Genomic DNA, 17,828 nt, shown 5'->3' on the forward strand with positions numbered 1-17,828 from the left:
CGGTTTCGAAGAGACCTAAATACAGTGCTACGCAGGGTGCATTCGGGTCAATGGAGTAGGATCTTCATCACGAGAAACAACACCGTTTTTGCTGTAGCGCTGCCTTATAGTGAGCAATGGCATGAGTTGTAGCTGTAAAAACTCCGCTTCGTAAAAGATAAAAGGCTCATGAACATCGACATGGGCTATTGAGTTAAGTAGTGTGCTAGGAACTGTGCAACATGAGTGGGTTTAGTAACCATTCCTATCCTAGGTTCGAAAGGCATGCATATTCATAGCAGTCTACTTAGTTAGTCAATCGCGTGCCTTGGTTAAACATCCTTAATCAGTTGCATTAAGCCTTGCGGATCCGTGGCCAGCAGGGTGGACGGAGGCGAACCGTTCAACAATTCATGAGGCGCTTGCAACCACTGATATGCGAAAAGGGGAACCTTAAAAACTTGCAAAATTTGATCGTAAAGCTCGCGGTGTTCACCAAGTGCTAGTCGAAGTGCATTGGCTCCCATAGACAGCTCAAGGTAGGAGTACTTTTGGTCGAGAGGAAGGAGGTTTTTGACAGCAAAACATTCTCCTGTGATAGGGCATTGTACTATGACACGTCGGGCATCAAGCTTGTTTATACGGACGTATACCGTTGGTCTTCTGATCCCCATACCGGATTGACGGTGAAAGCTGTACATTAGTCGTTCTGAGGCAAAATGATTTCCCTTACAAACAACGGCTCGTCTATGGACGATTGACCTTTCTGCTTTTTCTATCTGATAGTTGTCCGCCATTTCGGGCCACTCCTGCTTGATGGTGAATATACTGGGGACGCCTGGCGTAGGCACGAAGCACCGCAAAAACAATTGTCTCTTCAGTGGCGAAGCAATGAGAGAAGCACACTGTTTCACTTTCTCTACTGTTGCTGGATAACTGCACTGAGCCCCCCATGTTTCGCGTAGTTCAGCGCACTTGATCGAAAATGTTCTGGCTAACCAAGGAACCAGTAGGTGAGTTTTGAGAAGCTGTAAGATGGAGAGCCCGGAAACATGTGCCGAGCCATTGCGGGTATGTAGAGGTAATAAACGGCAATCTACCAATGAGACTAATTGCTTATCCGTGATGCTCAGTAGTCTTCGAACAGATTTAGCGGGAACAGATGCTTGGCTTAGATTCATTAATCCCGCATAGCAGAGGTGCTCAAAACTGTCGCTACGGATATTAATAGATGCGAGTAATGTGGCTGCCGGTCGCGTAGTTGCAATGGTTGGGCTGTTTTTTATCTCAGATAATAATACTAAGGTACTGACACCGAAACCTTTCAATAGATCGCCGTAGTCTTGAAGACAGAGATAGTTCTCTCCATTCGCTGCACGCTCAGCACCATAATCAGTGACGAGCTGCAAAAGAGAAAAGATACTGTCTCGGAAAATTCTAACTTCGTGACTAGGTCTCACAAGCTCCTGCTTAGCGAGGTCGGTTACGGTAGTTTCATCTTGCATACCCAGGACGAGCTCTAACTGACTCAAGCTGACTTGAAACCGTAGTTGACAGTTTTCGTCGCTATCGCAACTTGAACTGAGTGCTTGTCTGCGTACTGTGCGAACGGGATAGCCAGATTCTGAGGGAAAATCTTCACAGTCGGATGATTTGTCTGGCTTTGGTTTCCAAAGCGCCAGTGCCCAATGCGTTTCGAGCGCTTCTTGAAGGGTAATCATCGGCAACAACACCGCCACATAGCCAAGATTGGCGACAACTTTACGGTGCACGTGGCATCCCATAGACCAACGATTCGCCTCATCTATTTGTGTGAGCAGTGCAAAAGCGCTATCTAGTTTGCTACTCCAATCGATATTCTCTGGCGGGCGCTCGCCTTTTTCGAACAATGAATCGTAGGGCCTGACGCAACGCTGAGCAGCCAACCACAAATCACGCAGAAAGCTAAGGCGTTTTGACTTTTGGCTTTTAAAGAAACGCTTCTGCCAGCTAGGCTGTGTTTCCACTTCAGCGTCGGAGCCAACAGATAGATGAGCCCCGCAGTCTTCGCAACGAAGCTCTAGAATTGAACTAGTCCATTTAAATGGAGCAAGACAACGCAAACATGCTTTAACCAGCGGAGTCTTGTGCTTGATGCAATGGTTGAAACCCAGTAACGTCCAGTCAGTTCGCAGGTAAGGCTGCTCTTGTATGCATTGAGGACAAACCTTCGGGTAAGTGGATTCTATATTCTTAAACGCGCGAAATTCATCTCTCAGAAACTCAGTCAACCGACTACATATACAAGATTCTGCTTCAAGTAAAACAGCTGCATGGCCTGTCAAACTCGAAAGACACGCAGCAAGCTTGTCGGGCTGAAGAGAAACCGCACTAAAGGCTGGCAGCAGCATATCTCTGAACATATCTGTGGGCGAGCACCAGCCATTGACCAAGGCTATTCGTATCGCGTATCCCCGCAGTGACTCGCCCTTAATGATTGCCGGATGATTACGTAGCATATCGGTTACCCCGCATCCTTGGTCGCAGATGTACGCGATTCATACCAGGCCCAAAGATCCTGGTCTTTTAGTTCGCTTGAAAATGGATTCGGGGGAAGCGCAGCTCGGTTCCTGTGCATCTTTACAAAGCCTTGCTCTAGTGCCTTTAGCGTGAGTGGTTCGTCTTCAGAGAGTAGCTCTAACGACTCTTCAAGCAGATTTGCAAGGCCGCCTAAGTAGCCGGAGCAAGCGAGCCATAGACGCATAGCGTTGGACTCGTCTGTAAAGGGGAGAGCTCGCACAGGAAGATTGTTTTCAAATTCAGCTAAAATCCGCACCCAATAGCTGGTTTTACTAGCCTTGGACTTCTGTTCAAGATCATAAGGCGACATCTGATAGCCTTGTCTCGAGCGGTTGATCAACTGCTTCTCTTCGCGATCTTCATCTGTCTGGTTCTTGTGCTGTTGTACGTCGTAGATACGCAACGTCTTTGGCATGCCTACAAGCGCGATGCCTACTGCGGATTTGTCTAGAAGAACTTTCAGATAGTCGGCAAACAGTTGAACTTTGCGAGAGGTGTGCTCAGGCAATACATGATGGGCTTCATCTATGATTATGAGTTCAATGTTGTAGAGTTTTAGTTTCTTACGAAGATCGTCGCGTAAATCATCATGGAGCCCTTTGGGGCGTTTTACACCGAGTTCACGCAGCAATTCCTTGGTGATCGAGAGTGGCGTGGATTGCTCATCCAATGACACATAGAGTATGGGATGATGGATGACTCCTTCGGGAGATTTCTTTTCCGCCTTTTCGTTTTCTTTTTCGGTGTAACGTCGGCATGCCGTTGATTTTCCTGCGCCTGAGCGTGCAGTGATGACGACGATTTTAGCTTTGTAGCCCGAGGTTTTCCTGACGTCTTCAAGCACCCGGTGGACAGCTTGATATTGAGGATGCTTGTACACTCGCTTCAGGAATTCAATGGTTGATGGCTTACGTGGCATTAGTCATCCTCCCCAAAGTCGTCACTATCAAACTCGTTATCGATGTCATCATCACCTTTGTAGTAGCGTTCATCACCAGCCGGATCTTGGGTGGGCGCTGCGGGCTTAGGGGAGGGCGATGTGTTACGGCCTATCGGGGAGTGTGGAGGCTTCTGTTCAAATAAATCCTCAAAGACGACGGGTTGGCCAGGGATCTCCAGAGGAGTGTTATCGCCACGTCCAGGTGTTTTTCCAGGTGTGATGGGATCATCAGAGTCGACTTTTGTGGGAGTCTCTTCTTCAATTGTTTTGTGGAGCTGTTTTGCATTTAGTTCAGCAAATGTCGCGCGTTTAGATAGCTTATGACTGACGATAGGGACATCGAATTTCTGACTTGTTAGCTCATTGACAACGCTGATCCCTCGGGCATCTAAGTGATTGACGTAGATGTCGACAACTGGTTTTTGCTTGTGTTTGGTATTGCCATGCAAACGATGATAGAGCGCTTGGAGCTCCGCGCTATTAAACCACTGATTTTGATAGCAAACTCCTTTCACATGATGTAAGCGCCGATTTGGAATGTATAGACCACGGGTGTCAACTAAGTCGGTTAGGTGGTCAAGAAATACCGGGTGACGGTCACGTGCTTTGACTCGCCATACACTCGCGGGTGTTCTTCCTTGCAAGCCCGAGTGCGGAGAGTTGTGGTACTTTTCTATGTAAGCCCACAATTCACGCGTTATCTCATCAACCGTAAGCGACGCAGCTTTAATCAAGGTTTGGTCGGAGTATTTTTCCCTATCGAATGCTCCCAAGTAACCATCCAAATCTTCACCCCATTTCGACTTCAGGGCTCCGATGAAACTCTCGACAAACGGTTTTAACCAAGGCGTCCGTGACGGCAAAATGATTAGGTTTGATTTCAGGCCATGTTCAATAAACTCTTTGGTCGTTTGTGCTCGGTAGCCGGGACCTCCGTCCACAACGTAGACATATGCAATCCCGCCCATGGGAAACCGTGGATCACGTTTTTGGATAACGCTGTTTAGGATGCTCTGAATTACAATTGAGGCATCTTCTTTATGCTTACCCACAACGAGCTCCGCGCCAACGATGCAACGGGTACCACAGCAGATGAGAAAAGCGATACTCAGGGGACCAAGATAACGTCCATACTCATCCAGCACACCCACATTAAAATGTGCCATATCGCACTCAACACGCTCTAAAATATTGTATTCTTCATGGCCCCCGAGGTTCATCCTCGCTTCCATACGACGGGCAACTTCACCGTCGTGGCTCGCAATGACTTCAAGGCGAGGAAGGGCTTGAATTCGACGATGTATTGTCCGTTCAGAAGGAATTTTCACGCCGGTATAACCAAGCTTCTTTAGTTCGACGACGAGCGCTTCATGTATGTATGCCGCTTTTTTTTTCTGTTTGAAATGAAGATCAGTGATGAGCCGTTTCATTACCGTCTCAACGTCTTCATCTACGCGTGTTTTGTGATTCCTTTTTCCAACGACTTGTGCGGTCATGTCATGCTCATCAAGTACCCATTGATGGTACCAACGGCATACGGTCTTCCAGTGAGGCACTTCAGTGAAGCGATGTTCTCTGACAACGGCGGGAATGAGGCTGCTGAGGTAGGCTTCCGTTTGCGGATGGCGTTCACCTAGCATTGGTTTAACAAACGCTTCACGATATCGCACCGTCTGTTGTTGGCGTGTTGTTAAACGTTCAAAATCTGGCCGAACACCTAACGGTCGCGCTAAGGTCAGCTTTTGGTTTTTTAGCCAATCAAGGAGCTTTTGAGGGCTATATGGAATGATCCGCCCATCACTATCAAACTCGATAGCTGCTTTATTTCGCTGCACATCCCAGACCACAATTTCGCCGAATTCCGGTACCTGACCATCATTAAATGACATACAAACGCGGTCGCCTAAGGTCAAATTTGCAGCAAGAGTCGGGAAATGGAGTAAAGGTCGTTTCATCGGAAAAACACCTCGGTTTGATCGGTAATCAGTTCGTCAAAGTTACAATCGACGAGTTTGTGAGCAACTAAGGCATAGGCGTAGGTCGGCGGCAGCTGACGCTGAGCGAGGTAGTCCACCAGACCTGCCATTGTGGTTTGATTACCAATCGATTTTTTCAGTGTTAGAAGGCTAATGCTGTGCAGAGGCTGAATACGTTTGTAGCCGATCAATAGCTTATAGTTTTCGAGCCGATCGCCTTTGGCAATATCATTTTCTGTGATGACTCCAAGGGTACGTTTCTGCGTATTCCACAGGTGCGTGCGAACACATGCCATCAAGTGCTCAAACGCTTCGCCTTTCGCGAAACGGCTCAGCTTAATTTCGATGTAGTCGTCAACACCAATCCCGATTAGTGCAAAATCGGGGGTATAACCCAGCAACTCACCAGTGTCTAAATCTGGGTATTGAAGACGGATCGGTTGTGAGACTATCCGGTGAACCTCATCTCTAAACTCGAAATCGAGCAAGAAGTGACTCTCAAGCTTGCTGTCATCCAGCCAGAGGTGACGTCCAGACTTGTAGCTGTAGCCATAGCGAGTCGATTTGCCCTTACTCTGTTTGTTTAGGCGTCTGCCGTAGTTGTGAGCCATGCATTTCCCCCTGCTATGACAAATCCCTTTTTAGAGAAGAGGCCTTGTCTACAGAGCCGGGTAAAGCGGCATTTGAGCGCCGATCTCGCTGTATAGATTTTTGGGCGCTGGAGTTGAGCTGACGCAGTAAAAATGCGTATTGAGCGCTTTTACCTTGTCGGATTGCGTCCTCGATGATCTGTATTCGCAGATCGCCCCCATCTTTAAACCACCTGCGACGCCAACTCATGAGTTCTTTGGGGGATGGGGCTCGAGCGAAATTATTTTCTGCCGTAACGCTCTCGATTGTTTCAGCTAAAGGTTCTTGATGGGCAGCGAATCTTCTCGCTAGTAGTGACATCAGGTGCTTCCAGCGATAGAAGTACTCTGCTTTCAACTCATCACTTAGTACTTCTGTGATGTCATCTGAAGAGGGTTTTGAGCGTTTCTTTCGGTTTGATAACGGCTGCATTTTGAGAGTTCCAATATGAATTTCATAGCAGCATGAGGTATGCGTAACCCATTGTAAATACAGTGAAATATAACTATACAGAAAGTAAAAATGTCAGTGTTATCAGGGGCTTTTATTTCCGTATAGATATGTCTGTAACGAAAACCTAAGCAATTCAATGGGTCATCAAAAAGTGGCAAATTTAGCTATCACGACACCCGTCGCGGAATGTCAATAAAACTGGTAAAAACCGCCTTCAAAAAAAATTTTTTCGAATTTAGCCGAAGTCCTCAAAACTCGTATTTTTGAGCAAAATACCGTCAATCCGCACGCTCAATCGGTAAGCCCTATAGGCCTCGGCGCATACATTTGGGGCAAGTCTTTTAGCGCAAAACACGAGGTAGCGTTCAATCCCTGATCACCTAAGTTCTAACAACGCAACATTTGCTGATAAATTAGCCTGTTAGTGTCAAAACTTGCGCTCGGTACGCCTTGTATTTGAATGTGTCTGATACACTGCGCGAATACTTTCGCGTCTTCTTATCAAGGCATCGCATTCAATGGCAGATTTTAAAAAAATTGAGCAGCTGGAAAAGCAGCTCTGGAGCGCAGCCGACAGCCTTCGCGCCAATACTGGTTTAACTTCCCAAGAGTACTCTCGGCCAATTCTGGGCCTTATCTTCCTTCGCTACGCTGAGTACCGCTTCAACCTGGCAAAAGAAAAACTGGGTGGTTCGTCTCGCCGCCGTGCGGCAGCCTCTAAAGACAGTATCAAAGCGCGTATTCAAGCGGAGGGCGCAATGTATGTGCCAGACGAGGCGCTATATTCCAATCTGCTTGAGCTACCGGAAGGTGCAAACATCGGCTTGAACGTCAACGAAGCCATGAAGGCGCTGGAAGCTGAAAACGAATCGATTAAAGATGCGCTACCGAAGACCTACACTCGATTTGATAACGACATCCTTAAAGGTCTGCTTAAGAACTTTACCGCAATTGATTTTAGCCTTGGCTCAGACGTGTTTGGCCGTATCTACGAATACTTCCTCAACGAGTTTGCCAAATCTGAAGGCCAGGGCGGTGGCGAGTTCTTCACACCATCAACACTGGTACGCTTGATCACCGAAATCATCGAGCCATTTCACGGAAAGATTCTTGACCCTGCGTGCGGCAGCGGCGGAATGTTCGTCAGCAGTGCAAGCTTTGTTGAAGAACATAACCGCAGCGCATCTGATGAGCTTTCAATCTTTGGTCAGGAAAAAACAGGCGATACTGTTCGACTATCTAAGATGAACCTTGCGGTACACGGCCTACAAGGTGATATTCGCGAGGGTAACTCTTACTACGAAGACCCTTTCCATCTTGCTCAAGGTGATGGTGGCCACGGTCAGTTTGATTTCGTGATGGCAAACCCGCCATTCAACGTCAACGAAATTCAGAAAGAACGCCTGGAAGGCGACAAACAGCGCTTTCCGCACGGAATGCCACGCAACGATAACGGCAACTACATCTGGATACAGATGTTCTATTCTGCGCTGAACAAATCAGGTCGAGCTGGGTTTGTCATGGCTAACTCGGCTTCTGATGCGAGGCAGTCAGAGCTAGAAATACGCCAGAAGATGATTGAGCAAGATGCTGTAGATGTGATGATTGCTGTTTCAAGCAACTTCTTCTACACGGTAACGCTGCCTTGTACTCTATGGTTCTTCGACAAGATGAAGAACCACGAAAACAAAGGCAAAGTACTGTTCATCGATGCGCGACATATCTTCCGCCAAGTAACCCGTGCAGTGCGCGATTACACCAGCGAACAACTCGATTTCATCGCAAATATCGTCCGACTCTATCGCGGTGAGCAGCCTGACCACACGTACCTTGAGAATTATCCTGACGAGGGCAACACCAGCGAATGGAAGCTGGATAAGCATTTTCCAGATGGCAAATACCAGGATATTGCTGGGCTTTGTAAAGTGGCCACAGTGGCCGAAATCAAAGAGCAAGGCTACAGCCTTAACCCAGGCCGCTATGTCGGTGTCGCCCAAGGCGAAGAAGAGCATGACGAAGACTTTGCGTTAAAGCTGGAGTCGTTGCAGGAAGAGCTGGAACAGCTCAACAAAGAATCTCGCGATCTTGAAAGGGATATTGCAAACAACGTCAGCAACGTATTGAGGTTGATGTGATGCGCAGCCACAAACTTGGTGAACTGGTGACCTTCCACTATGGAAAGTCGCTGCCGAAAAGTAAGCGGGTTGATGGACAATTCCCCGTTATGAGTTCCGCCGGAGTCACTGGTTTCCATAATGATTTTTTAGTTAAAGGACCAGGCTTAATTGTTGGAAGAAAAGGTTCAATCGGTACTGTTTATTATGAGGAAAGAGATTTCTTTCCCATAGATACATGCTTTTACCTGACCGTTAATGACCCAAGTGTTTTGGACTTGAGATATTTATATTACCTGCTGTCATTATCTAATCTAAAGGACCTGAACTCCGATGCGGCGGTGCCAGGATTAAACCGTGATATTGCCTACTTACAGACAATCCAGATTCCAGACAAGAACGCCCAGTTGAGTTGTGTGTCACTTTTAGATAAGTATGACTATCTCATCACAAACAATAACCGCCGTATTGCGATTCTGGTGGAGATGGCTCAATCCCTCTACCGCGAGTGGTTCGTCAACTTCCGCTACCCTGGCCACGAAAACCAAACTCTCATCGACTCGGCACTTGGGCCAATTCCTGAGGGCTGGGAGGTTAAAACGCTTCGGGGTGTTTTGGAATTAGCGTATGGAAAAGCGCTGAAAAAGGCTGACCGTAAAGGTGGACCTGTCTCAGTTTATGGAAGTGGTGGTAACGTAGGTAGTCACGAGGTTTCGATAACTCAAGGGCCTTGCATCATTGTCGGAAGAAAAGGCAATGTTGGAAAAGTGTTTTGGGTTGATAGTGATTGCTGGCCAATCGATACTGTCTTTTATGTCAAATCGCCTTTGTCAAAGTACTTTTTGTACCAGAACCTAAGACTTCAAAAATTCTACAACTCCGATGCAGCTGTTCCTGGGCTGAATCGGGACTCAGCCTACAGCAATAACATCTTAGTTCCGCCAGATGGCCTGTTGGACAACTTCGATGAGTGCGCTAAGAGTTTGTTTGATATGCGATATCGGTTAGAAAGATCAAATAACTTGCTGAAAATGCAACGTGATCTCTTACTTCCAAAATTGATTTCAGGACAGATAGAGTTAAAGGATTAAACGGTGAGTGAATTCGACTTTTATTCCCAAGCACAAAAGTACTACCAGAAGAGTCCTCTCATTATTCTTGGTAGCGGAGCATCAGCTGCTTTTGGGCTGTCAGGGATGAGCCAGTTGGCTGAGTACTTAATTGCGGAAGTGTCGACAGATGGTATCGAGGCCACAGAGGCAGAGAGCTGGGACCGCTTCAAAGCATTACTGATATCTGGTACTGACCTAGAATCTGCTTTGCACGAAGTTAGGTTACCGGAGGCACTCGCCTCTGAAGTAGTGAGAGCTACTTGGACTCTTTTAAACCCCCAGGATACAAAAGTTTTTAGTGATTCACTCTTGAGTGCTGAAACTTTCCCTCTCGCTCAGTTGATTTCGGGGTTGTTTCGCTCGGTTTCGGATCAAGTGAACATTGTTACAACGAACTATGACCGCATTGCTGAATACGCAGCCGAACAGGCCGGAGCACATCACTACACAGGCTTTTCTCATGGCTATCGTAGGTTGCAAGCACCTCCTACAGCCGTCAAAGCTAATCGAATCGTTAACATACTAAAGGTACACGGCAGTTTAGATTGGTTTCTTAGTCCCTTAGGTGATGTTGTGGGTTTAAATCAGTGCCAAGCTATCCCTGAGGGTCATACTCCGCAGATAGTGACTCCAGGCATAGAAAAGTACGCCGCCACATATCACGAGCCTTTCCGAAGCATCATTCAGGCAGCAGATGAGGCGATCCGGAATAGTGACTCCTACTTGTGCGTAGGATTCGGCTTCAATGATGAGCATATTCAAGAGAAGCTTGTAGAAAAGTGTGTAAGAGATGGTGGAAGTATCACACTGATTACTTGGGCTTTAAGCGATAAGGCTAGGCAGTTTTTACTATCCGGCCAAATCAAAAATTACCTCGCTATAGAGCGAGGTGAAAGTGACAACGAATCCATAATTTACAGCTCAGAGGCAGACTCCCCTGTGACAACCGGACAGGATTTTTGGAGTTTATCAGGTTACCTAAGCTTGGTTCTTTAAGGAGGAAGAAATAGTGCCATTATTCAACTACACAGATGAGCAAGCACTTGGAAAAGTAGCATCAGTAGATACAACAACAGTCGTTGTCGAAGTGTCAGACAGTGAACTATTGAAGAGACTTCAGGTAAACAGGTTAGCAGTTCTACAAAGTGCCAAGCCAGGACAACACTTGATAGGGCTAATTTCTCAGGTCACCAGAAAAAAACTTTTCGATATCGAAGAGAGCGATGAAGAGAAAAACAATGAGCAAAACCTGTGTAAGGTAGCCCTCATTGGAACAATGCTAGACCGCGATGGTGAGCGTCACAACGTATTCAGAAGGACGCTTGAAAGTGTCCCTGAAATAGACGCAAATTGCTTTGCATTGGAAGGCGCTGAATTGACGGCTTTCATGCAAGTTCTTTCAAATGCTGCCGCCGATGGAAAATCACTAACGCTCGGCAAGTACACACTTGATGACAACGCTACTGCGTACTTGAACGGAAACAAGTTCTTCCAACGCCACGCGTTTATCGGTGGTAGCACGGGGTCAGGGAAATCTTGGACTACGGCTAAAATCATTGAACAGATGGCTAAATTACAAGCATCGAATGCGATCGTCTTTGACCTGCACGGAGAATATGCACCCTTGCAGCACGATGGTTTAAAACACTACAAAGTGGCGGGGCCAGGTGAAGTTGAATCGGGTAAGACGATAGCGGATGGAGCGATTTACTTGCCATATTGGCTGTTATCTTATGAGGCCTTAGTGTCGCTGTTCGTAGACCGTTCTGATCAAAATGCTCCGAATCAAGCGATGATCATGTCTCGTGAAGTAAATTCTGCCAAGCAAAGATATTTAGAAGATGGAGGGCACGCAGACATCCTCCACAGCTTTACTGTAGATAGTCCAGTGCCGTTCGATATACGCGTACTACTTCAGAGTCTGGGCGATATTAATTCTCAAATGGTTCCGGGGGCCAGCGCAGGTAAACAGAAACAAGGAGAGTTCTACGGTAAGTTGTCGAGGCTCATTGCTCGTTTAGAAAACAAGGTAACTGATCGGCGGCTAGGGTTCTTATTTCAGGGAGGAGCCGACACTCTTGAGTTTGACTGGCTTGCTAAGCTTACTGATGCTCTACTGGGAAGCACAAAGGAGAACGAGCAAGGTGGTATCAAGATAATCGATTTTTCTGAGGTGCCCTCCGATATTCTCCCGCTAATAGTCTCCCTTGTTGCTCGTTTAGCATTTTCCATTCAACAATGGACGCCAACTGAAGAACGCCATCCTGTAGCCTTACTATGTGATGAAGCTCATTTGTACATTCCACAGCGTAATATGGCTGGGGCAGCTGACGATATATCCATTGATATATTCGAGCGAATTGCAAAAGAGGGGCGCAAATACGGAGTTAGTTTGGTTGTCATCAGTCAAAGGCCATCAGAAGTAAACAAGACCATGTTGAGCCAATGTAGTAATTTCGTATCCATGCGCTTAACGAATGCTGATGATCAGTCTGTAGTCAAAAGGTTACTTCCCGACAGCCTAGGTGGATTCAGTGATGTTCTTCCAACACTTGATACAGGCGAGGCTCTTGTTGTTGGTGATGCCAGCCTGCTGCCTAGCCGAATAAGAATCGATGAACCGACCCATAAACCCAACAGTGGAACTGTAGATTTCTGGGATGAATGGCAAACTGATGCAAGAGATGGACGGATTGCAAAAGCAATTGATAACTGGCGCAAACAAAACATTCAGTAGTGGTAATGACAATGACGTACACGGAAGACGGTTTAGTTGAACAGCCAGCCATCTCACTATTCAACAGTCTGGGGTGGCAGACATCTACTTGCTGGGATGAACTGTTTGGTCGTGATGCTGAAGGTGACCTAGCATTTGGCCGCGAGACCCGAAATGATGTTGTGTTGTTCAGCCGTCTTCGTGCTGCGTTAGAAAACTTGAATCAGGGCATTCCTGGTCGAATCCTTCAGGAAGCCATCGATGAGATTTCGCGTGACCGCAGCGCAATGAGTGATATTGCTGCGAACGAAGAGGTGTATGGCCTGCTCAAGGATGGTTACACCTATGCCACTGATGCAGCGGATGAAGAAGACTGTGTAGTTCGATTTGTTGATTGGGAGACACCTTCAGAAAACGACTTCCTGCTGTGTAGTCAAATGAGCATTAGTGGCGAGATAGAAACCCGCCGCCCCGATCTTCTTGGGTTTGTTAACGGTTTACCGCTGGTATTTATTGAGCTTAAAGCCAGCCATAAAAACCTGCTGAATGCATATAAGGACAACCTTAGTGACTACCGCAAAACCATTCCGCAGCTGTTCTACTTTAACCAGCTCATCATTCTCTCCAACGGTGTACAGTCCCGCGTAGGTACGATCTCCAGCCAATGGGAACACTTTTCAGAATGGAAAAAGATAGAGAGTGAGCAGGAGGCGCGGCGCGTTAGCTTGGAAGTGGTCATTCGGGGTGTATGTGACAGAACCCGACTGCTCGACATCGTTGAAAACTACACGCTGTTCGTTAAGCAAAAGCACACCATCAAGATTGTTGCGAAATACCATCAATACCTTGGTGTGAATCAGGCCCTTGATGGCCTGAGCAACGTAAAAGAGAGAGCAGGGCAGTTAGGTGTGTTCTGGCACACCCAGGGAAGTGGCAAAAGCTTTTCAATGGTGTTCTTCTGTAAAAAAGCATTCCGAAAATACACCGGAAACTGGACGTTTGTACTCGTTACAGATCGTACCGATCTCGATGATCAAATCTACAAAACATTCAACAGCGCTGGGATCTTAACTGAAAATTGCCAAGCAGGATCAGGTGCAGAATTAAAAGAATTACTCTCCACTGACAAACGCTTTGTATTCACACTGATCCAGAAATTTAAAGGTGATGAGAAAGGTGAATATCCGCTACTTTCAGAGCGTGATGACATCATTGTGATCACTGATGAAGCTCACCGAAGCCAATACGACACGCTAGCGATGAACATGCGTAAAGCCATGCCCAATGCGGCTTTCATGGCTTTCACGGGAACCCCGTTGCTTGCAGGTGAAGCTAAGACTCGCGAGGTGTTCGGTGATTACATCAGTATCTACAACTTCGCTGACGCCGTCGATGATAAGGCTACATTGCCTTTGTATTATGAAAACCGCGTCCCAGAAGTGAATCTTGCGCGTGATGATATTGGTGACGAAATCGCTGACATCCTAGACCAGGCAGACTTGACTGATGAGCAGGAAGAGCGCCTAGAGCGCGAGTTTGCCAAGGCGTATCACGTTATTACACGAGATGACCGCCTAGAAACTATTGCATCGGATCTCGTTGAGCACTACGTCAATCGTGCGCCCTTTGATGATGGAAAACTCGGCAAAGCGATGGTTGTGTCTATCGACAAAGCAACCACGATCCGCATGTACGACAAAGTGCAGCAAGCTTGGAACGCAAAGCTAAAAAGCCTTAAGACACAAACTAAATACGTGAAGGGCAGTCGTCTCGCAAAACTGAAATTTCAAATCGACCATATGGAAGCCACAGACATGGCTGTTGTGGTGTCAGGTGGCCAAAATGATGATGAGCGATTGGCCAAAAAAGGACTTGATTACAAACCACACCGAGAACGCTTCCTAAAAGAAAAGCTCGATGAAAAGTTTAAAGATCCTGATGATGACCTAAGGATCGTCTTCGTATGTGCCATGTGGCTAACGGGCTTTGATGCGCCATCAGTTTCAACGCTGTACTTGGATAAGCCACTTAAAAGCCACACATTGATGCAGACCATTGCTCGTGCAAACCGAGTATACCCTGGTAAATCAGCGGGCCAGATCGTTGATTACATCAATATATTCAGTTCATTACAGCAAGCATTGGGACTGTACGGCGGTGGTCAGATATCAGAACCTACACCTGGCTATGGCGTTGATAGCCCAGCTAAAGATAAACGCGAGCTTGTTGCTGCGCTGGGAACGGCAATAGCCGAGTTAAGGGCATTTTTAACTAAGCACCATATTGATTTAGAAACGATTATTTCAGCGCCAACTGAAGGCTTTACCAAGCTGCAAATGCTTGATGACGCCAGTGAAATTCTGCTGAACCCTGAGATAAAGGACGAATTTACAGCCTTTGTGCGACAAATAAACCGGATATTCAAAGCGATCTTGCCGAATGATGATGCGAATCTATACGTACCACACCGCATAGCCATCAACGTTATCTACGCTCAGATGCGACAGAAATCTGGTTTGAGCATTGATGATGAAGACGTTCTAGACGTTGTCAGGCACCAGGTTAACGAGTTGCTAGATGATGCGATCACGACTATTCAAATCAAAAGCAATCTTCCAGAACCCATCAACATCGCAGGTATCGACTTCGATGCATTGGCCGAAATGGTAGCCAAGATCGAAAAGCCTCAGGCATCTGATGCTGAACGTTTGAAGAACATCATCGAGCGCAAGTTGCAGCCAATGATGCTGAAGAACAAGTCGCGGCAGGATTTACAGCAGAAGTTCCAAGAACTGATCGAACAATACAACTTGGGTGCATATACAGCTGAAGAGTTCTTCAATGTGCTGAAAGATTTCATCCAGGAACTCGATCAGGAAGACAAACGAACTGTACGTGAAGGTTTAACTGAAGAAGAACTCGCAGTGTTTGATTTGATGACACAGCAAGTACCTCTAAAAGATAACGAACGAAATGACGTTAAACGGATCGCAAAGTCGCTGGTTGAACGCATGAAAGAAATCCTGGTCATCGATTGGCGCAAGAAGCAGCGCACAAAAGCACGTGTGCGTAGCCTGATTGAAGAGATCCTTGATGAGCTTCCTGAATCCTATGATGACGAACTTTGGCCAAAAACCTGTTCGGAAGTGTTCATGCATGTTTTTGAAAAGTACCCAGGCCAAGGGCAAAGCGTTTATCAGTGAAAACCTGAATCGTGCGCTACGTGAAATCTGAGCGAGTTTGCGAGGGTCAGTGACCAATAATTCACGTAGCAGCGGCTAATCCTGAGCAGAAAGAAAAAGTGGTGATGGAGAAATAAAATCTCTAATTTGATGCCGGTTGCAATCTGACAGCTTTAAAAAGATTCGTTAGAACAAAGTGTTGAACCAATCTCACTGTTGGCGAAAATCTCATTTCCTGTGTCATTGACCACCGTAAGCGCCCTGAGCAGCTACAGCCTCAACTGCGCACAATGTATATTATGTTAAATAATATTGGTGAGTATTAGTGTGGAGCTGCGCTTGGTAATGGATATTCTCACTGAGAATCAGAATGGTCTCGCCATTCTGATTTAGCTTCCCCATTCTGAAGTAGCTAAGAATTCTCTACAAGACGCCTGAAAGCTTCAGCTGCTATGTGATCTCTAATTACTTTCTTTGTCCTTCCCTGAGCCTGATTGGCGGCATCTAACTCAAGTTCTCTGAGCCTAAAGTAATTGTACGTAAAAGCGCCTTTTTTACTTTCGTTTTGGACTAGATACTTGATAAAACGAACTCGACCTTTACGTACAATATTAAGTTCCAAATGCTCTTCTATATTATCCAAATTAGGATGTATAAACTTGTAGTATTTACTTCTGAACTTCCGACGTGGTAATGCATGTAACGGAATATCAAGAAATGTTAAATCATTTTTTTTAATGAGCATGTTGCACCGTTTACAAGATACACTTAAATTTTTCATTGTGAACATGTGTTTAAGAAATTCACTTTTTGGAATTATATGTTCTATATCTAAAACCATAGCGAACTCTGCTGTAGTGTCTCTTTGGCAGTAGCAGCAAATCTAACCAAGGTGCCTACGTTTCTCGATTTTTATTTTTCGTTTTGCAGTTGTTAAATTGCTGTTACCCCATCCGGTATGTCCTTGGTTTGAAGCGCTTCTCATCGCTCGTATTTCTGCTGTAGAAAACTTAACCTTTGGCATTATTTAGTCCCTTAATAATATCCACGACACCATTTAGAAACTCTAACTGATTTGATTCTTGGGAAAACGACTTGTACCTGCTAATCTCGAACAATGCTTGTGATTGGTCTATCTTTCCAGAGCTTGTGTCATTAATGAGGTCAATACAACGTTCGGATAGCGCGTTATTTTCTGAGGTCACTATGTCAAATTGATCAATTAATGCATCCTCAATATTTCTAGACTTCTGCTCTAGGAGAACAAATCTACCATTTTGGTATCGAAATACATCAGCGTTATCTTCTTTCACAGCGCCGTCCACAACAAGTGGTGAATGGGTTGCAATAAAAAAATCTATACGATTATAAGGGAATATATTAAGTAAGTTTGATAGATAGTTTTTCTGCCATTTAGGATGTAGGCTATTTTCCGGCTCATCAATAAAAATTGATACCGGACCTGATTCAGGATTAATTCTAGATGATATAAAAGCCGCTGTTGATATAAGTGACAACTCGCCTGAGCTTGCATCTGATAAATCAAATTTATGCCCATTCTTTTCTAGTATTATATCTATCGACTTGAATATTTTTGCTTTTTTGAAAAGTTTCTCATTTGCAAACAAGGCGACCAGCGATTCATCTGCGAGAAAAGTTGAGTTTAAACCTTCAGCAGCCCAGATTATTTCATCCAATTTACCTTTAAGCTGTTGTTGTAGTCTTGTAATGTCTAAAAACAAATCAGTAGTCTGTTCATGTGACCATGACTTAGGAAAATCTTGAATATCTGATTTTCTTCGAAATTCTTCCAATAATTCAACGGGGTTTTCGGAAAACCCATTAACTTTAATGCCAATTTTATTTTCGTATCCTACATAATCTAATATTTTGAATATATTGCGAAGGAAGTGGTCGTGATTTTTGTATACCTTTTTGAATGCTCCTTTGATCGCCTCAATTGCAACGAAGCGCCCTAGCCTTACTCCCATATAATGATAATCTTTGTGGGGATTTCTCCTTGGAAACCTATCATTATTAGATGTAGCAATAGCAAGTACTTTCTTTTCTTGCTCTATGTGCTGTTTGCTCAAGCAGGAAAGCTTTCTGCTCTTTCCTGAGCCATTCTCGCCAATATACATATTAATCACTTCAATGTTATCTAATT

12 protein-coding genes are annotated in these 17,828 nt (G+C 45.6%); 5 read left to right on the forward strand and 7 right to left on the reverse strand.

Annotation, left to right across the window (positions count from 1 at the left end; genetic code table 11):
- Positions 1–311: 311 nt before the first annotated feature.
- Genes CBE68_RS08300 through CBE68_RS08320 form a run of 5 tightly spaced genes read right to left on the reverse strand, consistent with a single transcriptional unit; the run spans position 312 to position 6,516 of the window.
- A complete protein-coding gene (locus CBE68_RS08300) occupies positions 312–2,477 on the reverse strand; it encodes a TniQ family protein (RefSeq protein WP_087505616.1) in 2,166 nt (721 codons plus the stop codon).
- 5 nt (positions 2,478–2,482) lie between these two features.
- Positions 2,483–3,457 (reverse strand): ATP-binding protein, encoded by a 975-nt coding sequence (locus tag CBE68_RS08305; RefSeq protein ID WP_087505617.1) that lies wholly within the window; start codon positions 3,455–3,457, stop codon positions 2,483–2,485.
- Positions 3,457–5,433 carry a hypothetical protein gene (locus tag CBE68_RS08310; protein WP_087505618.1) on the reverse strand — a complete coding sequence of 659 codons (1,977 nt, stop codon included), beginning with the start codon at positions 5,431–5,433 and terminating at the stop codon, positions 3,457–3,459. Before CBE68_RS08310 ends, CBE68_RS08305 begins: the two co-directional genes overlap by 1 nt.
- Positions 5,430–6,065: a hypothetical protein gene (locus CBE68_RS08315; RefSeq protein WP_087505619.1), complete on the reverse strand. Its 636-nt coding sequence runs from the start codon at positions 6,063–6,065 to the stop codon at positions 5,430–5,432. Before CBE68_RS08315 ends, CBE68_RS08310 begins: the two co-directional genes overlap by 4 nt.
- 13 nt (positions 6,066–6,078) lie before the next feature.
- Positions 6,079–6,516 carry a hypothetical protein gene (locus tag CBE68_RS08320; RefSeq protein WP_087505620.1) on the reverse strand — a complete coding sequence of 146 codons (438 nt, stop codon included), beginning with the start codon at positions 6,514–6,516 and terminating at the stop codon, positions 6,079–6,081.
- Positions 6,517–7,055: 539 nt separating this feature from the next.
- Between CBE68_RS08320 and CBE68_RS08325 the strand changes: the two genes are divergently transcribed.
- Genes CBE68_RS08325 through CBE68_RS08345 form a run of 5 tightly spaced genes read left to right on the forward strand, consistent with a single transcriptional unit; the run spans position 7,056 to position 15,682 of the window.
- A complete protein-coding gene (locus CBE68_RS08325; RefSeq protein WP_087505621.1) occupies positions 7,056–8,672 on the forward strand; it encodes a class I SAM-dependent DNA methyltransferase in 1,617 nt (538 codons plus the stop codon).
- Entirely contained in the window at positions 8,672–9,742 is a 1,071-nt protein-coding gene (locus CBE68_RS08330; RefSeq protein WP_087505622.1) for a restriction endonuclease subunit S, read from the forward strand. The genes CBE68_RS08325 and CBE68_RS08330 overlap by 1 nt, the downstream gene beginning before the upstream one ends.
- A 3-nt stretch (positions 9,743–9,745) precedes the next feature.
- Positions 9,746–10,759, forward strand: coding sequence for an SIR2 family protein (locus tag CBE68_RS08335; RefSeq protein WP_087505623.1), 1,014 nt, complete (start codon positions 9,746–9,748; stop codon positions 10,757–10,759).
- Between the two features lie 13 nt (positions 10,760–10,772).
- The gene (locus CBE68_RS08340) at positions 10,773–12,500 is read left to right on the forward strand and encodes an ATP-binding protein (RefSeq protein ID WP_087505624.1); all 1,728 of its coding nucleotides are present in this window, start codon (positions 10,773–10,775) and stop codon (positions 12,498–12,500) included.
- 11 nt (positions 12,501–12,511) lie between these two features.
- Positions 12,512–15,682, forward strand: coding sequence for a type I restriction endonuclease subunit R (locus CBE68_RS08345; protein WP_087505657.1), 3,171 nt, complete (start codon positions 12,512–12,514; stop codon positions 15,680–15,682).
- A 391-nt stretch (positions 15,683–16,073) separates the two neighbouring features.
- Here the strand turns inward: CBE68_RS08345 and CBE68_RS08350 are convergent, their stop codons facing one another.
- On the reverse strand, positions 16,074–16,544 hold the full coding sequence (locus tag CBE68_RS08350; RefSeq protein ID WP_268234479.1) for an HNH endonuclease: 471 nt from the start codon (positions 16,542–16,544) through the stop codon (positions 16,074–16,076).
- A 127-nt stretch (positions 16,545–16,671) separates the two neighbouring features.
- Positions 16,672–17,802: an AAA family ATPase gene (locus tag CBE68_RS08355; RefSeq protein WP_087505625.1), complete on the reverse strand. Its 1,131-nt coding sequence runs from the start codon at positions 17,800–17,802 to the stop codon at positions 16,672–16,674.
- Between the last annotated feature and the right edge of the window lie 26 nt (positions 17,803–17,828).

Source organism: Neiella marina, assembly GCF_002165625.1.
Taxonomy (GTDB): Bacteria; Pseudomonadota; Gammaproteobacteria; order Enterobacterales; family Neiellaceae; genus Neiella; species Neiella marina.

Excerpts from the sequence above, each read along its gene's own strand:
- CBE68_RS08320 (WP_087505620.1), bottom strand. The coding sequence starts at position 6,516 with ATGCAGCCGTTATCAAACCGAAAGAAACGCTCAAAACCCTCTTCAGAT.
- CBE68_RS08325 (WP_087505621.1), top strand. The coding sequence starts at position 7,056 with ATGGCAGATTTTAAAAAAATTGAGCAGCTGGAAAAGCAGCTCTGGAGC.
- CBE68_RS08355 (WP_087505625.1), bottom strand. The coding sequence starts at position 17,802 with ATGTATATTGGCGAGAATGGCTCAGGAAAGAGCAGAAAGCTTTCCTGC.
- CBE68_RS08330 (WP_087505622.1), top strand. The coding sequence starts at position 8,672 with ATGCGCAGCCACAAACTTGGTGAACTGGTGACCTTCCACTATGGAAAG.
- CBE68_RS08315 (WP_087505619.1), bottom strand. The coding sequence starts at position 6,065 with ATGGCTCACAACTACGGCAGACGCCTAAACAAACAGAGTAAGGGCAAA.
- CBE68_RS08310 (WP_087505618.1), bottom strand. The coding sequence starts at position 5,433 with ATGAAACGACCTTTACTCCATTTCCCGACTCTTGCTGCAAATTTGACC.
- CBE68_RS08300 (WP_087505616.1), bottom strand. The coding sequence starts at position 2,477 with ATGCTACGTAATCATCCGGCAATCATTAAGGGCGAGTCACTGCGGGGA.
- CBE68_RS08345 (WP_087505657.1), top strand. The coding sequence starts at position 12,512 with ATGACGTACACGGAAGACGGTTTAGTTGAACAGCCAGCCATCTCACTA.
- CBE68_RS08305 (WP_087505617.1), bottom strand. The coding sequence starts at position 3,457 with ATGCCACGTAAGCCATCAACCATTGAATTCCTGAAGCGAGTGTACAAG.